Annotated in this window: 17 protein-coding genes and 1 pseudogene; 10 read left to right on the forward strand and 8 right to left on the reverse strand. The window is 62.0% G+C overall.

Features of this window, described 5'->3' with window-relative positions; genetic code table 11:
• Nucleotides 1–303: 303 nt before the first annotated feature.
• Entirely contained in the window at nucleotides 304–726 is a 423-nt protein-coding gene (locus RG2_RS32010) for a hypothetical protein (protein ID WP_051730326.1), read from the reverse strand.
• Nucleotides 727–1,531: 805 nt separating this feature from the next.
• On the opposite strand from RG2_RS32010, the pseudogene RG2_RS14265 reads away from it, so the two are divergent.
• Nucleotides 1,532–1,858 (forward strand): annotated as a pseudogene (locus RG2_RS14265) (transglycosylase family protein); the annotation flags it as partial.
• 418 nt (nucleotides 1,859–2,276) lie between these two features.
• Nucleotides 2,277–3,434 (forward strand): acyl-CoA dehydrogenase family protein, encoded by a 1,158-nt coding sequence (locus RG2_RS14275; protein ID WP_033232017.1) that lies wholly within the window; start codon nucleotides 2,277–2,279, stop codon nucleotides 3,432–3,434.
• A gap of 113 nt (nucleotides 3,435–3,547) precedes the next feature.
• Here RG2_RS14275 and RG2_RS14280 read toward each other — a convergent pair whose 3' ends face one another.
• From RG2_RS14280 to RG2_RS14295, 4 genes are all read right to left on the reverse strand, one after another.
• A complete protein-coding gene (locus RG2_RS14280; RefSeq protein ID WP_033232016.1) occupies nucleotides 3,548–4,189 on the reverse strand; it encodes a TetR/AcrR family transcriptional regulator in 642 nt (213 codons plus the stop codon).
• A gap of 118 nt (nucleotides 4,190–4,307) precedes the next feature.
• Complete coding sequence (locus tag RG2_RS14285; protein ID WP_033232015.1) at nucleotides 4,308–5,684, reverse strand: phosphotransferase family protein; 1,377 nt, start codon at nucleotides 5,682–5,684, stop codon at nucleotides 4,308–4,310.
• Nucleotides 5,675–6,859 (reverse strand): acyl-CoA dehydrogenase family protein, encoded by a 1,185-nt coding sequence (locus RG2_RS14290; protein WP_172935534.1) that lies wholly within the window; start codon nucleotides 6,857–6,859, stop codon nucleotides 5,675–5,677. The genes RG2_RS14285 and RG2_RS14290 overlap by 10 nt, the downstream gene beginning before the upstream one ends.
• The gene (locus RG2_RS14295; RefSeq protein WP_033232014.1) at nucleotides 6,856–7,242 is read right to left on the reverse strand and encodes a nuclear transport factor 2 family protein; all 387 of its coding nucleotides are present in this window, start codon (nucleotides 7,240–7,242) and stop codon (nucleotides 6,856–6,858) included. Before RG2_RS14295 ends, RG2_RS14290 begins: the two co-directional genes overlap by 4 nt.
• 201 nt (nucleotides 7,243–7,443) lie before the next feature.
• On the opposite strand from RG2_RS14295, the gene RG2_RS14300 reads away from it, so the two are divergent.
• From RG2_RS14300 to RG2_RS14320, 5 genes are all read left to right on the forward strand, one after another.
• Nucleotides 7,444–8,010: a VOC family protein gene (locus RG2_RS14300; protein WP_033232013.1), complete on the forward strand. Its 567-nt coding sequence runs from the start codon at nucleotides 7,444–7,446 to the stop codon at nucleotides 8,008–8,010.
• 21 nt (nucleotides 8,011–8,031) lie between these two features.
• Complete coding sequence (locus tag RG2_RS14305; RefSeq protein WP_033232012.1) at nucleotides 8,032–8,670, forward strand: carboxymuconolactone decarboxylase family protein; 639 nt, start codon at nucleotides 8,032–8,034, stop codon at nucleotides 8,668–8,670.
• 44 nt (nucleotides 8,671–8,714) lie between these two features.
• On the forward strand, nucleotides 8,715–9,011 hold the full coding sequence (locus RG2_RS14310) for a putative quinol monooxygenase (protein ID WP_033232011.1): 297 nt from the start codon (nucleotides 8,715–8,717) through the stop codon (nucleotides 9,009–9,011).
• 153 nt (nucleotides 9,012–9,164) lie between these two features.
• A complete protein-coding gene (locus tag RG2_RS14315) occupies nucleotides 9,165–9,797 on the forward strand; it encodes a TerD family protein (protein ID WP_051730325.1) in 633 nt (210 codons plus the stop codon).
• 9 nt (nucleotides 9,798–9,806) lie between these two features.
• Entirely contained in the window at nucleotides 9,807–10,871 is a 1,065-nt protein-coding gene (locus tag RG2_RS14320) for a DUF4236 domain-containing protein (protein WP_051730324.1), read from the forward strand.
• A gap of 84 nt (nucleotides 10,872–10,955) precedes the next feature.
• On the opposite strand, the gene RG2_RS14325 is transcribed toward RG2_RS14320, so the two are convergent.
• Nucleotides 10,956–12,170 carry a CaiB/BaiF CoA transferase family protein gene (locus RG2_RS14325; protein WP_033232010.1) on the reverse strand — a complete coding sequence of 405 codons (1,215 nt, stop codon included), beginning with the start codon at nucleotides 12,168–12,170 and terminating at the stop codon, nucleotides 10,956–10,958.
• A gap of 133 nt (nucleotides 12,171–12,303) precedes the next feature.
• Here RG2_RS14325 and RG2_RS31505 point away from each other — a divergent pair, with 133 nt between their 5' ends.
• Entirely contained in the window at nucleotides 12,304–13,077 is a 774-nt protein-coding gene (locus RG2_RS31505) for a GntR family transcriptional regulator (RefSeq protein WP_052683547.1), read from the forward strand.
• Here RG2_RS31505 and RG2_RS14335 read toward each other — a convergent pair.
• Nucleotides 13,003–13,887, reverse strand: a complete 885-nt coding sequence (locus RG2_RS14335; RefSeq protein WP_033232009.1) for a hydroxymethylglutaryl-CoA lyase — start codon at nucleotides 13,885–13,887, stop codon at nucleotides 13,003–13,005. The two genes, RG2_RS31505 and RG2_RS14335, sit on opposite strands and share 75 nt — an antisense overlap.
• 347 nt (nucleotides 13,888–14,234) lie before the next feature.
• Here RG2_RS14335 and RG2_RS14340 point away from each other — a divergent pair, with 347 nt between their 5' ends.
• Together RG2_RS14340 and RG2_RS14345 are read left to right on the forward strand one after the other, a co-directional pair.
• Nucleotides 14,235–15,770 carry a class I adenylate-forming enzyme family protein gene (locus RG2_RS14340; RefSeq protein ID WP_033232008.1) on the forward strand — a complete coding sequence of 512 codons (1,536 nt, stop codon included), beginning with the start codon at nucleotides 14,235–14,237 and terminating at the stop codon, nucleotides 15,768–15,770.
• 56 nt (nucleotides 15,771–15,826) lie between these two features.
• Nucleotides 15,827–16,765: an SMP-30/gluconolactonase/LRE family protein gene (locus RG2_RS14345; RefSeq protein WP_033232007.1), complete on the forward strand. Its 939-nt coding sequence runs from the start codon at nucleotides 15,827–15,829 to the stop codon at nucleotides 16,763–16,765.
• Nucleotides 16,766–17,468: 703 nt separating this feature from the next.
• Here RG2_RS14345 and RG2_RS14355 read toward each other — a convergent pair.
• Nucleotides 17,469–18,326, reverse strand: a complete 858-nt coding sequence (locus RG2_RS14355) for an aspartate/glutamate racemase family protein (protein WP_033232005.1) — start codon at nucleotides 18,324–18,326, stop codon at nucleotides 17,469–17,471.
• Nucleotides 18,327–18,335: the final 9 nt, after the last annotated feature.

Below are 18,335 nucleotides of genomic sequence, written 5' to 3' on the forward strand. Positions count from 1 at the left end.
TTGGAGTCAAATCTAACCCCGCAGTCGCTGCGCTGCCCACAGGTTGACTGAACTGTCCCGGCTGGCGTATCAGGGTTGCTCGCAGTGTGAACGCCACCTCTTCGGATTCGGCAGCTGACCAATCTGTCTGCGCCTCCATACTGACGATCTGGCCTTACACCTGACAAGGATGGAAGGCCACATCGATGCGTTGATCTGTTGAGACCAAGATCGAATCTGGGACTGTCTCGCCGATCACTGCACCAGAACCGAGCGAATCTGGGACGGATCCGCCCAGCGGGCAGCTGCCGAGTGCTGCTCCGGTCATTCGCTTCGTTCATCGAGAGCTGCGTCGACGAGATCCGCAGCGACCTTCAATCCGAGACCCCGATGTTGTTCACGCAACGCCTTGATCGCCGAGATCCGGTCCGTTGTCGATTCGATCGCCGACTCCACATCCAAGAACGGAACATCCTCGGGTGCAACAAACGTGTGATCAGGCTTGGTTCCTCGGGCCAAACGCTTGCGCCACATAGCGACGGCATTAACCGCGAAGGAAACGATGCCTCCCACTACGACTACGACGACAACCCAGTTCCACACTGAGGGGTGTTCGGCAGCCTGACCCACGCGGGAAGGAAGAACAGAGAGGGAGAATCCGATTGTGGCGACCGTAGCTGCCCATCGCTGAACGACCTCACTGTCGAGCAACCGCACGATCTTCGACACTTCATCCCCCTTGGTCATCCCCGCACAACATCAACGAAGTGTCTCAACACTAAGTGCCTCAGGAAGAAACGATTAATGGACGCAGTGGCTTCGAAAGGAACACCGATCAATTCCCGGACTCCAGGTTCAGCAGTCAGACAGGGGAACGACTCGGTGATCACGCTTTCGCCGAGCGTGCAGTCGTCTTCTGAAACCGACAACATGCCTTGGGGATATTTCAGCAGATCTGTGCGATTTAGTGTCCGACAAAGATGTGTCGACGGGTAGACCGGATCCACCGATCGCGACGAACTCTAGCCGTGTCGGCTGTCGAGGACACGACCCTGTCGCCGCGAGAGAATCTCCGCCGCCGCGACACTTCGTACCAAAGCATCTGCGGACGCACGTGATCGATCCACGCCAATTCTTCTGTCCTGCAACGAAAATCTGGTCGGTCGGTCGACTAAATTTGAACCTCGAAACAGTCGATTCCGCGCCATTTCTCACCCTCAACGGGCACATTTCGGGCCATTGAAGACCGTCATCGTTATGACATACATCACATTTCAGGTTGATTCTGTAACGCTTTGCGGGCCCGAATAACGGCGATCGACCTGCAATAACACCTTCTGATGCACATACGTTGCACAAACAGGCACCGACACGCCTACCCGTGACCAATCCGTGATAGTCCCCTACCTTGGAGTGAGCCCAAGCAGCCGGGCATTACCGGATCGCCACCGCCAGCCCCACCCCGTGATTCGGATTCGACAACATCCCTTTGTGGTGGGAGCTGAGACGGTCACCGTCCTCCGCTGGCGGAAATTGAAAGGAATTCATTTACATGAAGAACAACACTGTTACTCGCGTCCTTGCTTCCGTCGCTACCGCCGGCGCGCTCACTGCCGGAGTCTTCGGCCTGAGCACCGGCACCGCATCTGCTGCCGGCCACGACTGGTCGGGCGTCGCAGAATGCGAATCGTCGGGCAACTGGGGCGCGAACACCGGCAATGGCTACTACGGCGGACTCCAGTTCAGTCAGAGCACGTGGCAGGCCTACGGCGGCTCGGGCAGTGCACACACCGCCAGCCAGGCAGAACAGGAACGTGTCGCGGAAAACGTCCTCGCAGGTCAGGGTGCCGGCGCATGGCCGGTGTGCGGACAGTACCTGCGCTGATCCCCACCCCTTACGTATTGCGTCGCTGCCCGGTGACCGTCGAATCCGACGGTCACCGGGCAGTTTCGTTCTACCGACATCTCGTCTCGGGAGAGTCGCAAGTGATATTCAGCGTCGTGGCGCGTCGACACTGTCCGATTGCCGACGGGTCACCGACTGCGTCGACGGAGCAATTCAACGCACGCTAGAATCACTTAGCGTGCGCTAGATAGGGTGGCCGTGACTGGATGAGATTCATGGCCGACCCCAGGTAAGGATGTGCCGATCAGTCGGCCCGAACTTTAAACGGGGGTTCGGTTTGCCGTCCGTACCACCTTGTTCGAGTTACCTTCCGCTACAACGCAATCACCCGGCCCAGGCCGGGTTTCAGAAACACCCTACGTGTCAACACCGAGACTGAGGCAGATACCCGATGCAACGCAAGCACTACGAAGCCGATCATGAGGACTACCGCGCAACCGTCCGCGAATTCCTGGCCCGTGAGATCGAACCTCACTACGCGAGGTGGGAAGAGGATCGGCTCATCGACCGCAGTGCGTGGCTCGCCGCCGGCGCGTCCGGCATCCTCGGCCTCAGTGTTCCCGAAGAGTACGGCGGTGCGGGCGTCACCGACTATCGGTTCCGGAATGTTGTTTTCGAGGAGATCGCCCGCACGGCCACTACATCGTTCGGCTCCGGGTTGAGCGTGCACGACGACATCGTCATCCCGTACGTCCTGCATCTGGGCACGGAAGAGCAGAAGGCCCGCTGGCTGCCCCGGATGGCGAGTGGTGAGGTGATCGGCGCAATCGCGATGACCGAACCCGGCGCTGGGTCGGATCTGCAAGGAGTTCGGACTTCTGCGGTACGGGACGGCGACGAGTGGGTGATCAACGGCCAGAAGACGTTCATTACCAATGGGATCCACTCCGATTTTGTGATCGTCGTGTGCCGGACCGACCCCGAGGCGGGGTCGAGGGGCTTCTCTCTGATTGCCGTTGAACGTGACACTCCCGGATTCACCCGCGGGCGCAAGCTCCACAAGGTCGGACTGGCTGCTCAGGACACTGCAGAACTGGTCTTCGAGAACGTGCGCGTTCGCGCCGACAACCTGCTCGGTACCGAAGGAAAGGGATTCCTTCATCTGATGGAGAACCTGCCGCTCGAGCGGATCTCCATTGCAGTGTCTGCAATCGTGGCTGCCCGCGCTGCCTACGAGTGGACCAAGAACTACGTGTTCGAGCGAAAGGCATTCGGAAAGCCGATCGGCGATCTGCAGAACACCCGGTTTGCCCTTGCGGAGATGCGCACGGAGATCGAGGTCACCGAATCGCACATCGACCGCGCCGTTCTCGCACTGAATGCCGGTGAGCTCACGGCAGTGGACGCGTCGATGAGCAAGTGGTGGGCGACCGAACTTCAGAAGCGTGTTGTCGACCGCTGCGTGCAGTTGCATGGTGGGTACGGGTACATGATGGAGTACCCGATCGGCCGCGCCTACGTCGACTCCAGGATCCAGACCATCTACGGCGGCACTACCGAGATCATGAAGGAAATCATCGGCCGGGACATCGCCGCAGAGTTTCGGTGACACCTTGTCCCGCAACGAGATCGACTGATGCGCACGACGCTCACGTGACCACGGATCGATCCTCACGGTGAATCCACACCGTGAGGATCGATGCGCGAGGGCTATGTGGAGGGCTATGTGGAGGCAACGTCGAGGCCGAGCGCCCCGATGCACATCTGATCGAGGGTATCGAGCAAGATCTCCTCATCTGCTTCGTCGCCCTGAACGAGCCACAAATACAGCGTGTGGTCGACCATCGCGGACATGGCGCGGGCAGCCATCACCGGATCGAGTGACTCACGAACGTGGCCTTGGTCCTGCCACCGAGCGATTGCACGGGATGTTCGCTCGATCAGTTGTCGACGATGCTCGTGCCGAAGTGCGCGAAATTCGGCATTGAAGGTCGCGACCTGCTCGACGATGGCCATCAACTTCGCGTTTCTGCGATATGCCTGGTAGTACAACCGGTTGGTTGCGATGAGCCTGGCGGTCGGCGACAGGTCGGAGTCGAGAGGTTCACGGCGGTGTACGTCCTCGAAGAGCCGGATGCTCAGCTCCTGGAACACATCGTCTTTCGACTCGAAGTACCGGTAGAACGTCCCGTAGGAGACGGAGGCTTCCTGGACTATCTGCTCGACTCGAGTGTCGAGAAACCCGACCTCCTCGAAGACCTTGCGCGCTGCATCGAGCAAACCGTCGCGCGTCTTTCGACCCCGCGCGGTCAGGGTGTCAGCGGGTGGCGGTACGGAAGGTGTACTGGCAGATGACTTGCTCACCCTCGTGAGTGTCCAATAAACTGACATGACTGTCAAGTCATGTTCCCTCGGTGGACACACCCGCTCGACCCCTCCAGCGTAGCCACGTAGCACTGGAGGGGGTGAGCCTGGTCCGGGATCAGGTCTGCGACGGACGGAGCACGTGGCGGGGGTTCGCCACCCGCAGCCGAGTGAGCACGGCAGTCGAGATCAACTGGCGGACGGCAGTATCCGCGTACGAGACGGCGCCGGTACGAATTCGATCGGCAAGATCTGCTTCCGATGTGCAATCGAGTGCTGCAAGCAATTCCGTCACCTCGCCTGTGCGATCTCCGGCACTGAGCTCCCGTCCCGCTATCCCCAGCAGGTTGACGCAGATGCGGAGCAGGTACCGCTCCCGTTCATGCGCCCCGTCAAGCACTGGGGCGACATCATCGCGAAGAGTGCCGGTGACGAGTTCGAGAATTTCCGACAAGCTCGGACGGTCGTGCACCGATGGCGCCGTGTCGTCCGGAGGCGATTCGATGTTGTCGAGCAGACCGAGAATCAGGAGCAGGTCGTACTCCGACTCACACACTCGCCGCCCGATCGCGGCCAGTTCGATCGAGTTCTCGGCGCCGCTCAGATGCCTCTGCGACTGAAACTGACTCAGCACCAACCACCGCAGCGTGCCGTACGCCTCCCACCAGTGCAGTTCAGCTTCGGACGGCCGGATTCCCGCGGCGCGTTCATAACCGTCGAGCAACTGTTCGCGCGTACCGATGCCCGCAACCGGCGGCTCCGCGCCGAACCGCCACGCACGCACGCAGAGCCAGCCGAGGTCTTCGATCGGATCACCCAGATGGGCGAGTTCCCAGTCCAGCACGCCGCGGATTCCCCCGCCGTCGACAAGCACGTTCCCGAGTCGAAAGTCGCCGTGTACCAGAGCATTCGGGCGCCTGGCAGGCCTATTCTCCCGAAGCCAGCGCAGTCCGACCTCAACGGCTGGGCGAGGTTGTTCCAAATCCCGGTACACGGCCTCGATCGCGTCCAGCGGGTCGCCGGCGTCGAGCATCCCGAGAGTGCCGGTGTCCGCACGGTGAATTTGTCCGAGCACGTAACCCATGTCCTCAGCGAGATGAGACCGCACCTCGTCGAACTCGGAATCCCGCTGCAATTTCCGCGGGATCGACTCACCGACGATCATGTCCATCACCAGATACGGAGCATCGATGCCCGGTGCCGTGTCCCCTGATGCGAGGACGGTGGGAACCGGAACCCCGACGGCGGAGGCCGCCCGCAGGCATGCCACCTCTGCCCGCATCCGGTCTGCGTCGCCGTGCCCGGGTGGGTCCCGGCGCAGCACTACGTCCTGCGATTGACCATCTACGCCCCGAACGTCGACCGCCCAGATCTGACGGCTCGCACCGCCGGTCAACTGTCGGGGTTCCCCGACAGTGATCTCGTCGCCGAAGGAGTCGCTCAGTGCGACGCGGATTCCGTCACCAAGGCTGCTGGCGGCATGAGTCACAGCCATGGCGCTGCGCCTGGATCGCGCAGCAGTCGACGTGCGGTCGACATGCGGTGCACCTCGTCCGGACCGTCGTAGACGCGCGCGTAACGTGCTTGTCGGTACATCCGTTCGAGCGGTGTGTCGGAGGTCAGTCCGAGTGCGCCATGCACCTGGATCGCGCGATCGACGACGTCGTGCAGCATCCGAGCACCCCAGAACTTCACCAAGCCGATCTGGATGCGAGCATCCTCGCCGGCATCCATCACACGGGCCGCGTCGAGGGTCATCAGGCGGGCTGCGTGTATCTGCGCTGCGGATTCCGCGATGTACCGGTGAATTTCGCCCTTCTCGGCGAGCAATGACCCGTGTACGTAGCGGGTGTTCGCGCGCTCACACATCAATTCGAATGCGCGCTGCGCCTGGCCGAGCCAGCGCATGCAGTGGAAGATCCGGCCGGGGCCCAGTCGGTCCTGAGCGACGACAAAGCCCTTACCCCGTTCGCCGAGGAGGTTGGCCGACGGAACGCGGACATCGGTGAGACGAACCTCGTAGTGGTCGCTGGGATCGTGCCCCATGGTCGGTATCGAGCGGACGATCTCGAATCCTGGCGTGTCGGTCGGCACGATGATCGCGCTGATCCGGGAATGCCGCGGCGTCGAATCCGGCTCGGTTCGAGCGAATACCGAGCAGTACCCCGCATCTGCCACCCCGGTGGTGAACCACTTGTGCCCGTTGATGACCCACGTGTCGCCGTCGAGTTCCGCGCGAGTCTCGATCAGCGTGGGATCGGAGCCAGCCGTGTCCGGTTCGGTCAAACCGACCGACGGCAGGAACTCCCCCGCGACGATCGGCGGGATCCATCGCTGCTTTTGTTCTTCGGTTCCATGCTTGTGCAGCATCAGAGTGTCCTGCATCGACACCGAGCCGACTGCCAGCTGGCCGAATTCGGATCTGCCGATGACTTCGTTGAGGAACACGAAGTCGAGGAAAGGAACTCCCCCACCGCCGACGTCTGCCGGGTGCCCGAGCGCCCACAGGTCCAGTTCCTTTGCGCGCGAGCGCAGTTGCCCGAGTGTTTTGTGTGCAACCTCGTCCTCTTTCGCGAGGACGGGTTCTGCGGGGATCACCTCGTCGTCGATGAATGCGCGCAACCGAGTGCGCAGTTCGGCGATATCGCCTTCGGGTTGGTTCACAGTCATGGGTGCCTCCTTGTGGCAGCAGCGAGTTGCAGGGGCCGGGTGGCGGCCGAGTCGACGTACTCGTCGATCCGAGAGATCCGCCCATTCTCGACGCGGACGAACAGACTGGCCGGCACCTCGAGGGGGCCGTGTCCGGGGAGGGTGCCGCGTACGACGTGCTGTTGCGCGAATCCGTCTGGCAGTACGTAGCGTCGGACGTCCTCGTAGCGAAAGTCTGCGAGAGTGCGGGAGAGCCACCGCAACGTGCGGAGGTTCTCCTCGACGGTCTGCTCCTGTCCGTCGTCGTTGTGCCAGATGCGCGCGTCCGGCGCATACAGTTCGGTGAGTGTCGCTTCATCGCCACCGGAGACTGCGGCGAAGAACCGATCTGCGAAGTCTTTCATGCGAAAATGATTCTCCTCGAGGCAGTTACAACACACAAGCCATAACCGGGACGGAGAAATCCGTACGGTCCCCCACCTCGCCCGCCCTGAGTGAGGTGTTGACAGATGACTTACTCATGGACAAACTATCCAAGAACATGACATGACTGTCAAGTCACTTTATGGTCCCGCTCTCACCGATTCACCCCAGAAAGGCCCGCAATGACCGTCACCAATCCGAAGTTCGAATTCCGCGGAATCAACCATCTCGCGCTTGTGTGCTCGGACATGCAGCGCACCGTCGACTTCTACTCGGGAACTCTGGGTATGCCGCTGGTCAAGACGCTCGATCTTCCCGGCAACCTCGGACAGCATTTCTTCTTCGATTGTGGAAACGGCGACACGCTGGCGTTCTTCTGGCTGGCGGATGCACCCGACGCAGTTCCCGGAATCTCCGCCCCCGCCGGACTGCCTGACCGGGACGAGCTCGTCAGCGCTGTCGGGTCGATGAATCACGTCGCGTTTGCCGTCCCACCGGAGAAGTTCGACGAGTACCGCAAGCGGCTCAAGGCCGACGGCGTGCCACTGAGCATCACGCTCAACCACGACGACAGCCCGGAGGGTGCGTCGCGAGAGATCCATGAAGGCACCTTCGTCCGGTCATTCTATTTCCAGGACCCCGATGGTGTACTTCTCGAATTCGCTTGCTGGACCAAGGAATTCACCGAATCTGACGTCGCACACACGCCGAAGACTGCCGCAGACCGCAACGTTCCCAGCGCTTCCTGATCATCCCGAAAGGATCCACTCATGCCCCGCCTTCGTGAAATCCCCCGCGCCGAGGTCACCGACGAGAAGATCCTCTTCTTCTACGACCGCCTGTTCGGCGCCGACAAAGACCCCGCGGTCGATCACGGCACCATCCACGCCACCCCAGGCGACTGGTGGACCGTCTTCGCCCAATCCCCCGACGTCTTCCGCCACGCGGTACGAGGATTTGCCCTGTATCGCAACGCAGACCTCGACCCGCTCCTGCGCGAACTAGGTCAGGCCCGCGCCGGATACGCACGGGGCAGCCAGTTCGTCTTCTCTCAGCACTGCAAGCAGATGCGCTCACTCGGCATGACCGAAGAGAAAATCGCGGCCCTACCCCACTGGCAGATCAGCGACCTGTTCACCGACATCGAACGCGCCGTCCTCGCCTACACCGACGGACTCGTCTACGACGGCGGCCGCGTACCCGACGAGGTCTTTGCCGTCCTCAAGGCGCACCTGTCCGACAAACAAATCATGGAACTGACGTACATCACCTGCATGTACGACATGCACGCCACCATCTGCCGGGCTCTGAAACTCGAATTCGACGACCGCCCCGAACTCATCGAAGAAGTCCGAATACCCGAGGGCGTCGTAGTCGCCGACCTCTCTGCCGACCTTGCCGGAGAATGACCCGCTAGTCTTCATCAAGGACATCTACTAGGTAAGGACTGAACATGGAACTTGTTGCCATCCTGGAACTTTCATTCAAGCCGGATTCCCTCGACTCCGCACGTACGGTGATGACGCGAGTGCTCGAGGAAACGCGAGCATTCCCCGGTTGCATTTCCGTGAAGACAGTCGTCGACAGCAAGAATCCCACCACGTGGCGATTTATCGAAACCTGGGAATCGGCCGATCATGACGCCGAGTACCGCAAGTTCCGTGCCGGCGATGGAGCGATCACTGATCTCGGCCCGCTGCTCGCAGGTGCACCGTCATTGACGACGGGAACCGTCGACCCGCAGGTGTGATCGAAACTCGGGCTCAGATTGCCGGAGGACGAGGGTCTCCGGTCGTGAAATCACGACCGGAGACCCTCGTCGTCGTGCGGCGACCCGTTAGCAATCATGACGGTCCCCCTGATTTGATGTAGCTGAAGCCGGTACGACCAGGGAGCGCATCACGTGCAGTTGAGCAAGGGACAGAATGCGCCACTCGATCAGGCCGACATCACTGTGCACTGCTCATGGCGCCAAAGCCCGACGATCGACGCCGACTTGTCAGCACTCCTGCTCACCTCCGACGGGAAGGTGCGTGGTGACTTCGATTTCGTGTTCTACAACCAGGCCGAGTCGCGAGACGATTCCACCCACCACGTCGGCAAACGAAGTGGGGGAACTTCCGTCGAGGATTGCATCACCGTGGACCTGCACCGCCTCGATCCGGAGATCGAGCGCATCGCGATCGTCCTCAGTCTCGATGCGGCGGCGCCGGCAACCCTCGCCGACATCGGACAGGCCGACATCGCCGTCTACGACGCAGTCGGCAGCGCACTGGCCGCGTTCACCATCGACGACTGGAGAAGCGAAACCGCCGCTGTCACCGTCGAAATCTATCGCCGTGACCACCGCTGGAAGGTCCGTGCGGTCGGTCAGGGCTATCACGACGGGCTCGCCGGTTTGGCTCGCGATTTCGGTGTCACCGTCGATGACAACATCGACGCCCAAACCTCGCAGCCCGCCGCCGCACCGGTAGTCAACGGCCCGCCGCCCATCGACTGGTCCAACCCACCGGTCCCTGCCGGATACGAACTGTAGGAGCCGATCATGGGTTTCAGATTCCGCAAAAGCATCCAGATCGTCCCCGGTGTCCGCGTCAATGTCAGTCGCAGCGGCATCGGCTACTCCGCAGGCGTCAAGGGCGCCCGAATCACCAAGCACGCCAACGGCCGCGTCAGCCGCACCCTGTCGGTGCCAGGTACTGGGCTCTCGCATCAATCGACGGTCGGCGGCAACAGATCTCGATCGACAAGTACGTCGACCGCACCCCGCCGCCGAACCCCTACTGTCGCGGCAGCTCCGGTTCCCCAGCTCCCACCCGTACCGCCCCTACCACCGATGCCGCCTCCGCATGCACCGGCCTGGGAGCGCGAACTGTTCCAGATCCTGCACTCTCGGACACCAGCCGACTACGTCGGCGTTGCCCAACGCCACAAGCACGTAGCCCCGAACATACGGATCCTCGCCGCAGCATTGGAAGGGTTGCTGCACTTCGAATTCGCCGACACCAACCCTGCCGCCGCCCAACGAGCGCGTTCGCTACTCGGGTGGGTCGTCGCCCAACATGTCGACCTGTCCGCGGATCCGTTCGCGCAGCGATACCTCGCCGAACGCAGGTGGCCGGTACAGATCGTCCACGGCGTCACAGCTGCCCTGCGCATCAGTGACGACGTACTTATCCTCGCCGCCGCCGAACTGCACCAAAGTGCTGGCGACCTCCCCGCTGCGATCTGGACCGTCGAATACGCGACCCCCACAGCCCACGCAGCACTTTCGTTGGCGGACCTCTACAGTTCCGCCGACCGGCACCAGGACGTCGTCGATCTGACCAACGGCGTCACCAACGAAGACGACGCCACCGCACTGCTGTTCGCGCTGCGCGGGCGAGCATTCGCACAACTCGGATACAACGAGGCCGCACGCGAAAGCTTCAAGGAAGCACTGCGGGTGCGCTCCCGCGCTTCCGAAGTACGGCACCGTGCGCTGCTCGAACGAGCGCAAGTCGATCTCTCCCAGAATCGGAAAGCCGCCGCGCGCAAGAGCATCGAGAGAGTTCTCGCCGAAGATCCCACCTACCCGGGCCTGCAGGAAGCGCTCGCAGCGCTGCCCTAGCCGGATGGACTGATACAGGGTGGGCCTCGAGCGATTACGCTCGAGGCCCACCCACACGTCTACGACATAGACGAGAACTTCATGTCAGCTGCGCGCCTGAACAGCGGTACCAGCCGACTGCAAGTCGGCCCATTCGCCGTCATCGATACCGGCCAGTGCGGCGAGAACTTCGCGGGTATGTTCGCCCAAACCCGGCCCGGGCTCGGGAGTTGCAGTCTGTGACCGGGAAAACTTGGGTACAACGCCTGCGGCGGGAACTGCAACACCGAACTGGTTGACGAGGCGGACTACCATCTCTCGCGCGGCATAGTGCGGATCGGAGAGCATGTCCGGGGCCGTGTAGATCCGGCCGGCCGGAACTCCGCTGTCTTCCATGGTCTTCAACAACACATCGCCGCTCATCGTCGATGTCCAAGCACCGATGATTTCGTCGATCTCGGCCATGTTCTCGCCTCGCGGCCCGTGTTCCGCGAACTTCGGATCATCGGCCAACTCGGCGCGGTCCATTGCAGTGCAAAGCCTGCGGAAAACGGTGTCGGCATTGGCGGCGATGATCACCTCGGCTCCGTCCGACGTGGGATACACATTCGACGGTGCAACGCGCGGCAGAACCGATCCGGTGCGTCCACGGGTGATGCCACCGATTTCATGGTCAGCCATTGTCGATTCCATCAGGGCAGCCACTGCCTCGTAGATCGCTACGTCCACTTCCTGACCTCGGCCACTGACCGAGCGCTCGTGGACTGCGGCAAGGGTCCCGATCACCGCGAACAGTGCCGCCAACGAGTCGCCGAGGCTAATGCCCACACGGGTCGGGGGTAGTCCGGGATTGCCCGTCGTATGGCGGATTCCGCCCATCGCTTCACCGACGCTGCCGAAACCGGCGTCCGTCGAGCGTGGCCCGTTCTGACCGAACCCCGAGACGTGAACAAGGATGATGCGTGAGTTGATTTCCGCGAGTGACTGGTAGTCCATCCCCCACTTCGCAAGCGTGCCCGGCCTGAAGTTCTCGAGGACGATGTCGGCCTCGGCGACCAGTTTGCGCACCAACTCGCGACCGTCGGGCTGACGGAGGTCGATTGCAACCGACTTCTTGTTCCGCGCAATCGAAGGCCACCACAGGCTTTCGCCTTCCATCGTGACACCCCACCGCCGCATCGAGTCGCCGGACCCGGGCGCTTCGATCTTGAGTACCTCAGCCCCGTAGTCCCCCATGAGTTGCCCGGCAAAGGGACCGGCGATGAAGTTTCCCAGTTCGAGCACGCGCAGGCCGCTGAGCGGCCCGGAAGTTGTAGTCATGGCAAAATTGTACACAATCTACGACATTCAATCGATAATCTGCCCGGAACTCGCCATTCCTGCATACAAAAATCGTATTGTCGACGGGATAGGCTTTGCTGTGCATCAACCCCACATACAACGAAGAGGCACCGTGGCAACCACACCGCAGGCACCGGGTCAGGCCGCCTACTCTCAAATCCGCCAGGCAATCGTCGAAGGACGCTACAAGCCCGGCCAGCGCCTGATCGAACAGCGGATCGCCGAGCAGTTCTCGCTGTCCCGCACACCTGTCCGCGAGGCACTTCGCAGACTCGAAGCCGAAGGGCTTGTGCTCAGCGAGCCAAACCGGGGAGCCATCGTGCGAACCCTGTCGATGGAAGATGTGTCTGACTTGTACGGACTTCGCGCCCGCCTCGAGGCATACGCCGCTGAATTGGCGGCCGAGCGCATCGACCCTGCCACTCAGAAGATTCTCGACGCGGGCATCGAGGATTTTGCACTCGCACTGACACTCACTTCGGTCGACGCCGTTGAACGGGTTCGGGCGGTGGATACGGCAAACAGCCAAATCCACCGGGCCATCATGGCCGCGGCAAAGCATGAGCGGCTAAGCCGCCTGCTTGAACGAACCACTGACGTTCCGTTGGTTTTTCAGGCGTTCCGCCAATACGATCGCGCCCAGACCGAGCGGTCACATTTGTTCCATCAGCTCATACGCGACGCGATTGTCGCCGGCGATGGCCCCCGGGCGTCCGCCTTGATGCACGAACACGTCCTCCAGGGGCGCGACGTACTTCTCGCCCACCTCGCAGCAACCAGTAGTGACGAGGTGGACGAGCTGTTCGGCGTCTCAGCCTGGGAAACCGCCGGCCCGGGCGAGCTGGCCGGGAACCTGAGCGCCGAGTACCCCGCCGAGCCAGTCTGACGCCTCGATCAACTCGGGCAGCAGAGCGCCCGTGGCAATACCACTGCGATCGAGGAGATAAACCAGATCCTCGGTCGCAATGTTGCCGGTGGCGTCCGGCGCGAAGGGGCATCCGCCAATCCCGCCGATCGAGGAATCCAGCACCGTCACCCCCGAGTCGATAGCTGCGACAGCGTTGGCATATCCGGTGTTGCGAGTGTTGTGAAAATGGGCGCGCAACCGAATTCCGCGCGCGATCGCCGCGGTCTCTGCAAACAGTCGGGCGACTTGGGCGGGTACACCCACCCCGATCGTGTCGGCCAACGCGATCTCGTCCACTCCCAAGTCAGCCATCTGCTCGACCAGGGCAAGAACTGCAGATTCGGAAACTTCACCCTCGAACGGACAACCGAATGCGGTTGCGATGGTGACCGATACCCCAACACCGGCGATGCGGGCATCGTCGACAAGATCGCGCACAATATGCACCGAGTCCGCGACCGACATTCGTTGATTGCGCTCACTGAAAGTCTCCGACGCCACCACGACGCAGTTCACCTCGTTCACGCCCGCAGCCACGGCACGATCAAAGCCACGGCGATTGAGTACAAGGCCGCTGTACGAGACATCGGCACGACGCGGCACTCCTGCCATGACAGCCTCCGCGTCGGCCATCTGCGGTATAGCAGCCGGATGCACAAAGCTGGTGGCCTCGATGCGCCGCAGACCGGAAGCGATGGCGCGCTCGATCAGCGCAATCTTGTCCGCAGTCGAAACGTGCACGGCCTCGTTCTGCAGCCCGTCGCGCGGGCTCACCTCCACGATCTCCACGGCAAATCCCTTTCGTCTGAACACTGCTCGGCAAAAATCTGCACCGACCCCGATTATTGTATACAAACAAGTGTCCACGACCGCGAGGTAACGGATCGGGACCTGACCGGAACGTCATCCACAAGCAATCCGTCGTGGCTGACAGTCGCGGCAATGCACTTGCGCGGCTATGTCTTTTCAAGTGTCGGACCTCGGGAATCATCGCTCAAGTCGCCCCTCGCTCAACTTGTCGACTATCGGACAGCTTGATTCGACCGCATGGTGCACATACTTGTGATCTGTGGCACTCTTGAGTTAGATTGTGTGCAATTCCTGGCCGCTTGGCCTCGTTTCGACTGGAGCCCCACATGCTGTACAGCGATCTTCTACGGCGGAACGCCGCTCGCTTTCCCCACAAGACTGCACTCGCGATGGATGACGGATCCGATAGCCGGACCTATGGCGAGCTCCACCAGCGCGCCCTGCGCCTGGCGAACGGTTTGAGCGGCCTCGCAGCCCCTGGCGATCGAGTTGCGCTGCTGTCCGAAAACAATCTCGAGTACATCGAGGCCTACTACGGCGTCCCGACTGCAGGCATGGTCCTGACTCTGCTCAACTACCGCCTGCACCCAAAAGAGTGGGTCTGGATCCTCAACGACTCCGGGGCCCGTGTGCTGATGGTGGAGTCGAAGTATCTCGAGGTAATTGCCGACTATCGATCCGAGCTCACGAGCGTCGAGCACATTATCGTGATCGGCGCCCCCGCCACAGGCTTCACGGCCTACGAGAACGTCCTCCGGTCCGCGTCGACCATTGCCCCGCAATTGCAGATCAGCGAAGACGACGATGCGTGGATCCTGTACACAAGTGGAACAACGGGTAAGCCCAAGGGGGCCCGGCTGAGCCATCGCAACCTCAACACCGCGTTGATCCAGTCGGCGATCGAATACGACCCGAAGCCCGAAACCTGCTTCCTCAACGCCATGCCCCTGTGCCACATCGCGGGCTACCTGACCCCGCTGCACCAGTTCCGTGGCGGCTCGGTGGTGATGATGTCGGGCTGGGACCCGGAGCGATGGATGCAGTTGGTGCAGGACAACCGCGTCACCAGTGGCGGATTCGCTCCGACCATGATGCAAATGCTGCTCACACACCCGAAGATCAACGACTACGACCTGAGCAGCCTGGAGTGGATGGGTTACGGGGCGTCGAAGATCCCGGCAGATGTGTTGCGCCAGACCATCGACCGGTTCGGGCCCGTCGTCTACGCGGGCATGGGCATGACAGAACTCGGCGGCAATATGCTCACGCTCGACAAGGCTGCACACATCAGGGCAGCTCATGGGGAAGAGCACCTGCTCGATGCCGTCGGCAAGCCGATGTCCCTCGTCGATGTCCGTGTCGTCGATCCACTCGGAAACGACTGCCCCACAGGCACGATCGGTGAGATCGTCGTCAAGGGCGACCAGGTAACCAGGGGCTACTTCGGTAATCCCGAGGCGAACGCGCAGACATTCGAGGGCGGCTGGTTCCACACCGGCGACCTCGCCCGTCAGGACGACGAGGGGTTCCTCTACATCGTCGATCGAGCCAAGGACATGATCATCTCCGGCGGTGAGAACGTGTACTCGAGCGAGGTCGAGAACGCGATCTACACCAACCCCGATGTGCTCGGGGCCGCGGTCATCGGAACTCCCGACGACAAGTGGGGCGAAGTTGTCACTGCCGTCGTTGTCCGCAAGCCCGGCACCACGCTGACCGAAGACGACGTAGTCAGCAGCTGCCGCTCGCAACTCGCTGCATTCAAGCAGCCCCGCAAGGTCATCTTCATCGACGAAATGCCGCAAACCGTCAGCGGCAAGATCCGCAAGAACGTCCTGCGCGATCAGTTCGCATCCAACTGACGCCAACACGCCAGCAGTACAACAACTCCCGCAATACACGAACCGAGGAGCACCCGATGTCTTTCACAGTTGTCACCACCGGACTGAAATTTCCGGAGGGCCCGGTTGCACTGCCGAACGGCGACGCACTAGTCGTCGAGATTCACCGCGGAACACTCACACGAGTAACCCCGGACGGCACCAACACTGTGGTCGCGGAGGTCGGCGGCGGCCCCAACGGCACCGCTATCGGCCCAGACGGCCGCGCATACATCGCCAACTGCGGAGGGATGATCGCCACAGAGGCGTACGGATACGTCTTCGCCGGCGGCACCCCCGAGAACTACACCGGCGGCAGCATTCAAGCTGTCGATCTCGAAACCGGCGAGATCGAGACCCTGTACACCGAGTGCGACGGCATCCCGCTCCGTGGTCCCAACGACATCGTCTTCGACGCGCACGGTGGCTTCTACTTCACGGACCACGGCAAGAGCAACGACCGAGGCAACGATCACGGCCGCCTCTTCTACGGCACGAGCGACGGTTCGTCGATCCGCCTCGTTGCTTCAGAAATGCATGGCCCCAACGGAATCGGCCTCTCCCCCGACGGCACACGCCTCTACGTCAGTGAGACGTTCACCGCGCGGGTCTGGTGGTGGGACGTTACCGCTCCCGGCGAGATCGTCGGTGGCCGTACGCTCGCCGGCTCTGGCGGGGGCAACTTCCTCTGGGGATCACCCGACTTCCGTTACTTCGACTCACTGGGCGTCGAAGCCAACGGCAACATTTGCGTCGCATCGCTGGCTACGCCCGGCATTTGTGTGATCAGTCCGGACGGCGAGTTGATCGAGTTCCTCAGCATCGACACCGACGGCGACCCGGGCATCACCAACATCTGCTGGGGCGGTGACGACATGCGCACGGCATTCGTCACCGCGTCGAGTACCGGAAAACTGCTCCGATTCGACTGGCCCCGAGCTGGTCTGGTTCTCAACAACCAGGCTTCACTGGTCTGACGGTCGCACCGTCACCACCAATCGCGGCGGCGACGAGGCGTGGAGATGTCGTCGAATGCGGCGGCGTCTCCGATCCGCCAACGCCGCAGATCAGCCGAGATTCGAGATGCCGCGTTGCGCCGTTCCCGCTGGAGATCATTTCGGCGGCCGGCACTGTCGTAGCAGAGTGAACAGGAGCAGATCCGGATTCCGGTGTATGCGAATGTCCAATAGCAAGTGCCCGGCGACCGCGGCGACCAATCGGATGAAGGGGTAGGCGGCAGATCGCAGATTCCATCGCGGTGATCGTGGGCGGGTTCGACACCCAACTCACGGCGAGTGATGCGAACCCACAGCGGTGCGTGTGAATCAGTTCGGGACAAGGCAGCGCCTTTCACGTTCGTGCGCCCCGACCGCTACCCCCGGATGAGGACGGATCGGGGCGACGGTTGGTGCTCCGCGCCCACCGCCCGCCGTACCATGCACGCTCGCCTGAATTGAGTCATGTCACCGATCTTGTCATAGCCCCCCGACAGCCGCGGTCTCAGTAGAACTCGGTGTGCAGGACCTCGATGTGTGCCCGAACCACGGAAGACCTGCGGTCGAATATGACCGCAGGTCTTTGGCGTCGTCGGGATTGTCTAGTTCGTATGGGATGGAAGTCGGTGCGGGCAATTCGCCTGGGTCCGCTGCGAGGAGAGCCGCGTCGAATTCGGGTTCCGCCCTACACTTCGGCGGGCACGTTTGCCGGCAGGTCACACGACGCGGTGCCATCGTCGTGAAGGACACACACGGGGCAGTCTTCCTGCTCTGCCCCGAGCGAGAGGTCCGCAGCCTGCACCATCTCGGCGAAGAGATCCGCTCGCTCCGACAGTGACACCCGTGGGTCCCGTGCCGGGCGCAAGCCGAGCGCGATCATCGTCTCGAGTTGCCGGTAGCCGGCCGTGGTCGGGTCCACGATGGCGACACTCGAGCGGGCAGCGAGGATTTCGGCGACCGGGCTCATGCAGTTGCAGCCCAGGATGACCGACTTGGCGCCGTCCTTCACCGCAAGCTCGATTTCGGCAAGGATGCGCTCGATCATGTGCTCGCGCCCGGCCTTCATCTGGGTGAGGAAGTTGTCTTCCTCGGCCAGAGTGCTCTGCTCGGCGTGTGTCGAGACGTAACGTACCGAGATGCACTGCCGCCCAATGGGATTATCACGAAGGAGGCGATCGTAAACGAAGTCCATCGTTTCCGGCCAGATCGTGACGATGCTGAACTTTTCGCCGAGCGCCGCTGCTACCAGGAGACTGGCCTCGCCGCTGCCGACCACCGGAATATCGGTGGTCGCGCGTACTGCAGCCAGACCGTAGTCCGGTACGCCGCCGATCAGCACGCCGTCGTACCCGTTGCGAGCGGCCCGCATCGCGGCCTCCCCGTAGGCGACATCGGAGAGCAGTAGGTCTGCTGCGTCAACGGGGGTTACCCGGATTTCCGTCTGCACCAAGTCGACGGCGTAGCCGGGCGCGATCAGATGCTCGGGGACCGGACTCGACTGCTGACTGGTCTTCAACTCCACGTAGGCAATCCGCTTGGTCAACTGACGCTC

This window comes from Rhodococcus globerulus NBRC 14531 (assembly GCF_001894805.1).
GTDB lineage: Bacteria > Actinomycetota > Actinomycetes > Mycobacteriales > Mycobacteriaceae > Rhodococcus_F > Rhodococcus_F globerula.

What these genes read in the sequence shown, in the direction of transcription:
- RG2_RS14340 (WP_033232008.1), top strand. Translation starts at nt 14,235, where the DNA reads ATGCTGTACAGCGATCTTCTACGGCGGAACGCCGCTCGCTTTCCCCAC.
- RG2_RS14285 (WP_033232015.1), bottom strand. Translation starts at nt 5,684, where the DNA reads ATGGCTGTGACTCATGCCGCCAGCAGCCTTGGTGACGGAATCCGCGTC.
- RG2_RS14275 (WP_033232017.1), top strand. Translation starts at nt 2,277, where the DNA reads ATGCAACGCAAGCACTACGAAGCCGATCATGAGGACTACCGCGCAACC.
- RG2_RS32010 (WP_051730326.1), bottom strand. Translation starts at nt 726, where the DNA reads ATGACCAAGGGGGATGAAGTGTCGAAGATCGTGCGGTTGCTCGACAGT.
- RG2_RS14300 (WP_033232013.1), top strand. Translation starts at nt 7,444, where the DNA reads ATGACCGTCACCAATCCGAAGTTCGAATTCCGCGGAATCAACCATCTC.
- RG2_RS14295 (WP_033232014.1), bottom strand. Translation starts at nt 7,242, where the DNA reads ATGAAAGACTTCGCAGATCGGTTCTTCGCCGCAGTCTCCGGTGGCGAT.
- RG2_RS14345 (WP_033232007.1), top strand. Translation starts at nt 15,827, where the DNA reads ATGTCTTTCACAGTTGTCACCACCGGACTGAAATTTCCGGAGGGCCCG.
- RG2_RS14325 (WP_033232010.1), bottom strand. Translation starts at nt 12,170, where the DNA reads ATGACTACAACTTCCGGGCCGCTCAGCGGCCTGCGCGTGCTCGAACTG.
- RG2_RS14305 (WP_033232012.1), top strand. Translation starts at nt 8,032, where the DNA reads ATGCCCCGCCTTCGTGAAATCCCCCGCGCCGAGGTCACCGACGAGAAG.
- RG2_RS14310 (WP_033232011.1), top strand. Translation starts at nt 8,715, where the DNA reads ATGGAACTTGTTGCCATCCTGGAACTTTCATTCAAGCCGGATTCCCTC.
- RG2_RS14320 (WP_051730324.1), top strand. Translation starts at nt 9,807, where the DNA reads ATGGGTTTCAGATTCCGCAAAAGCATCCAGATCGTCCCCGGTGTCCGC.
- RG2_RS14290 (WP_172935534.1), bottom strand. Translation starts at nt 6,859, where the DNA reads ATGACTGTGAACCAACCCGAAGGCGATATCGCCGAACTGCGCACTCGG.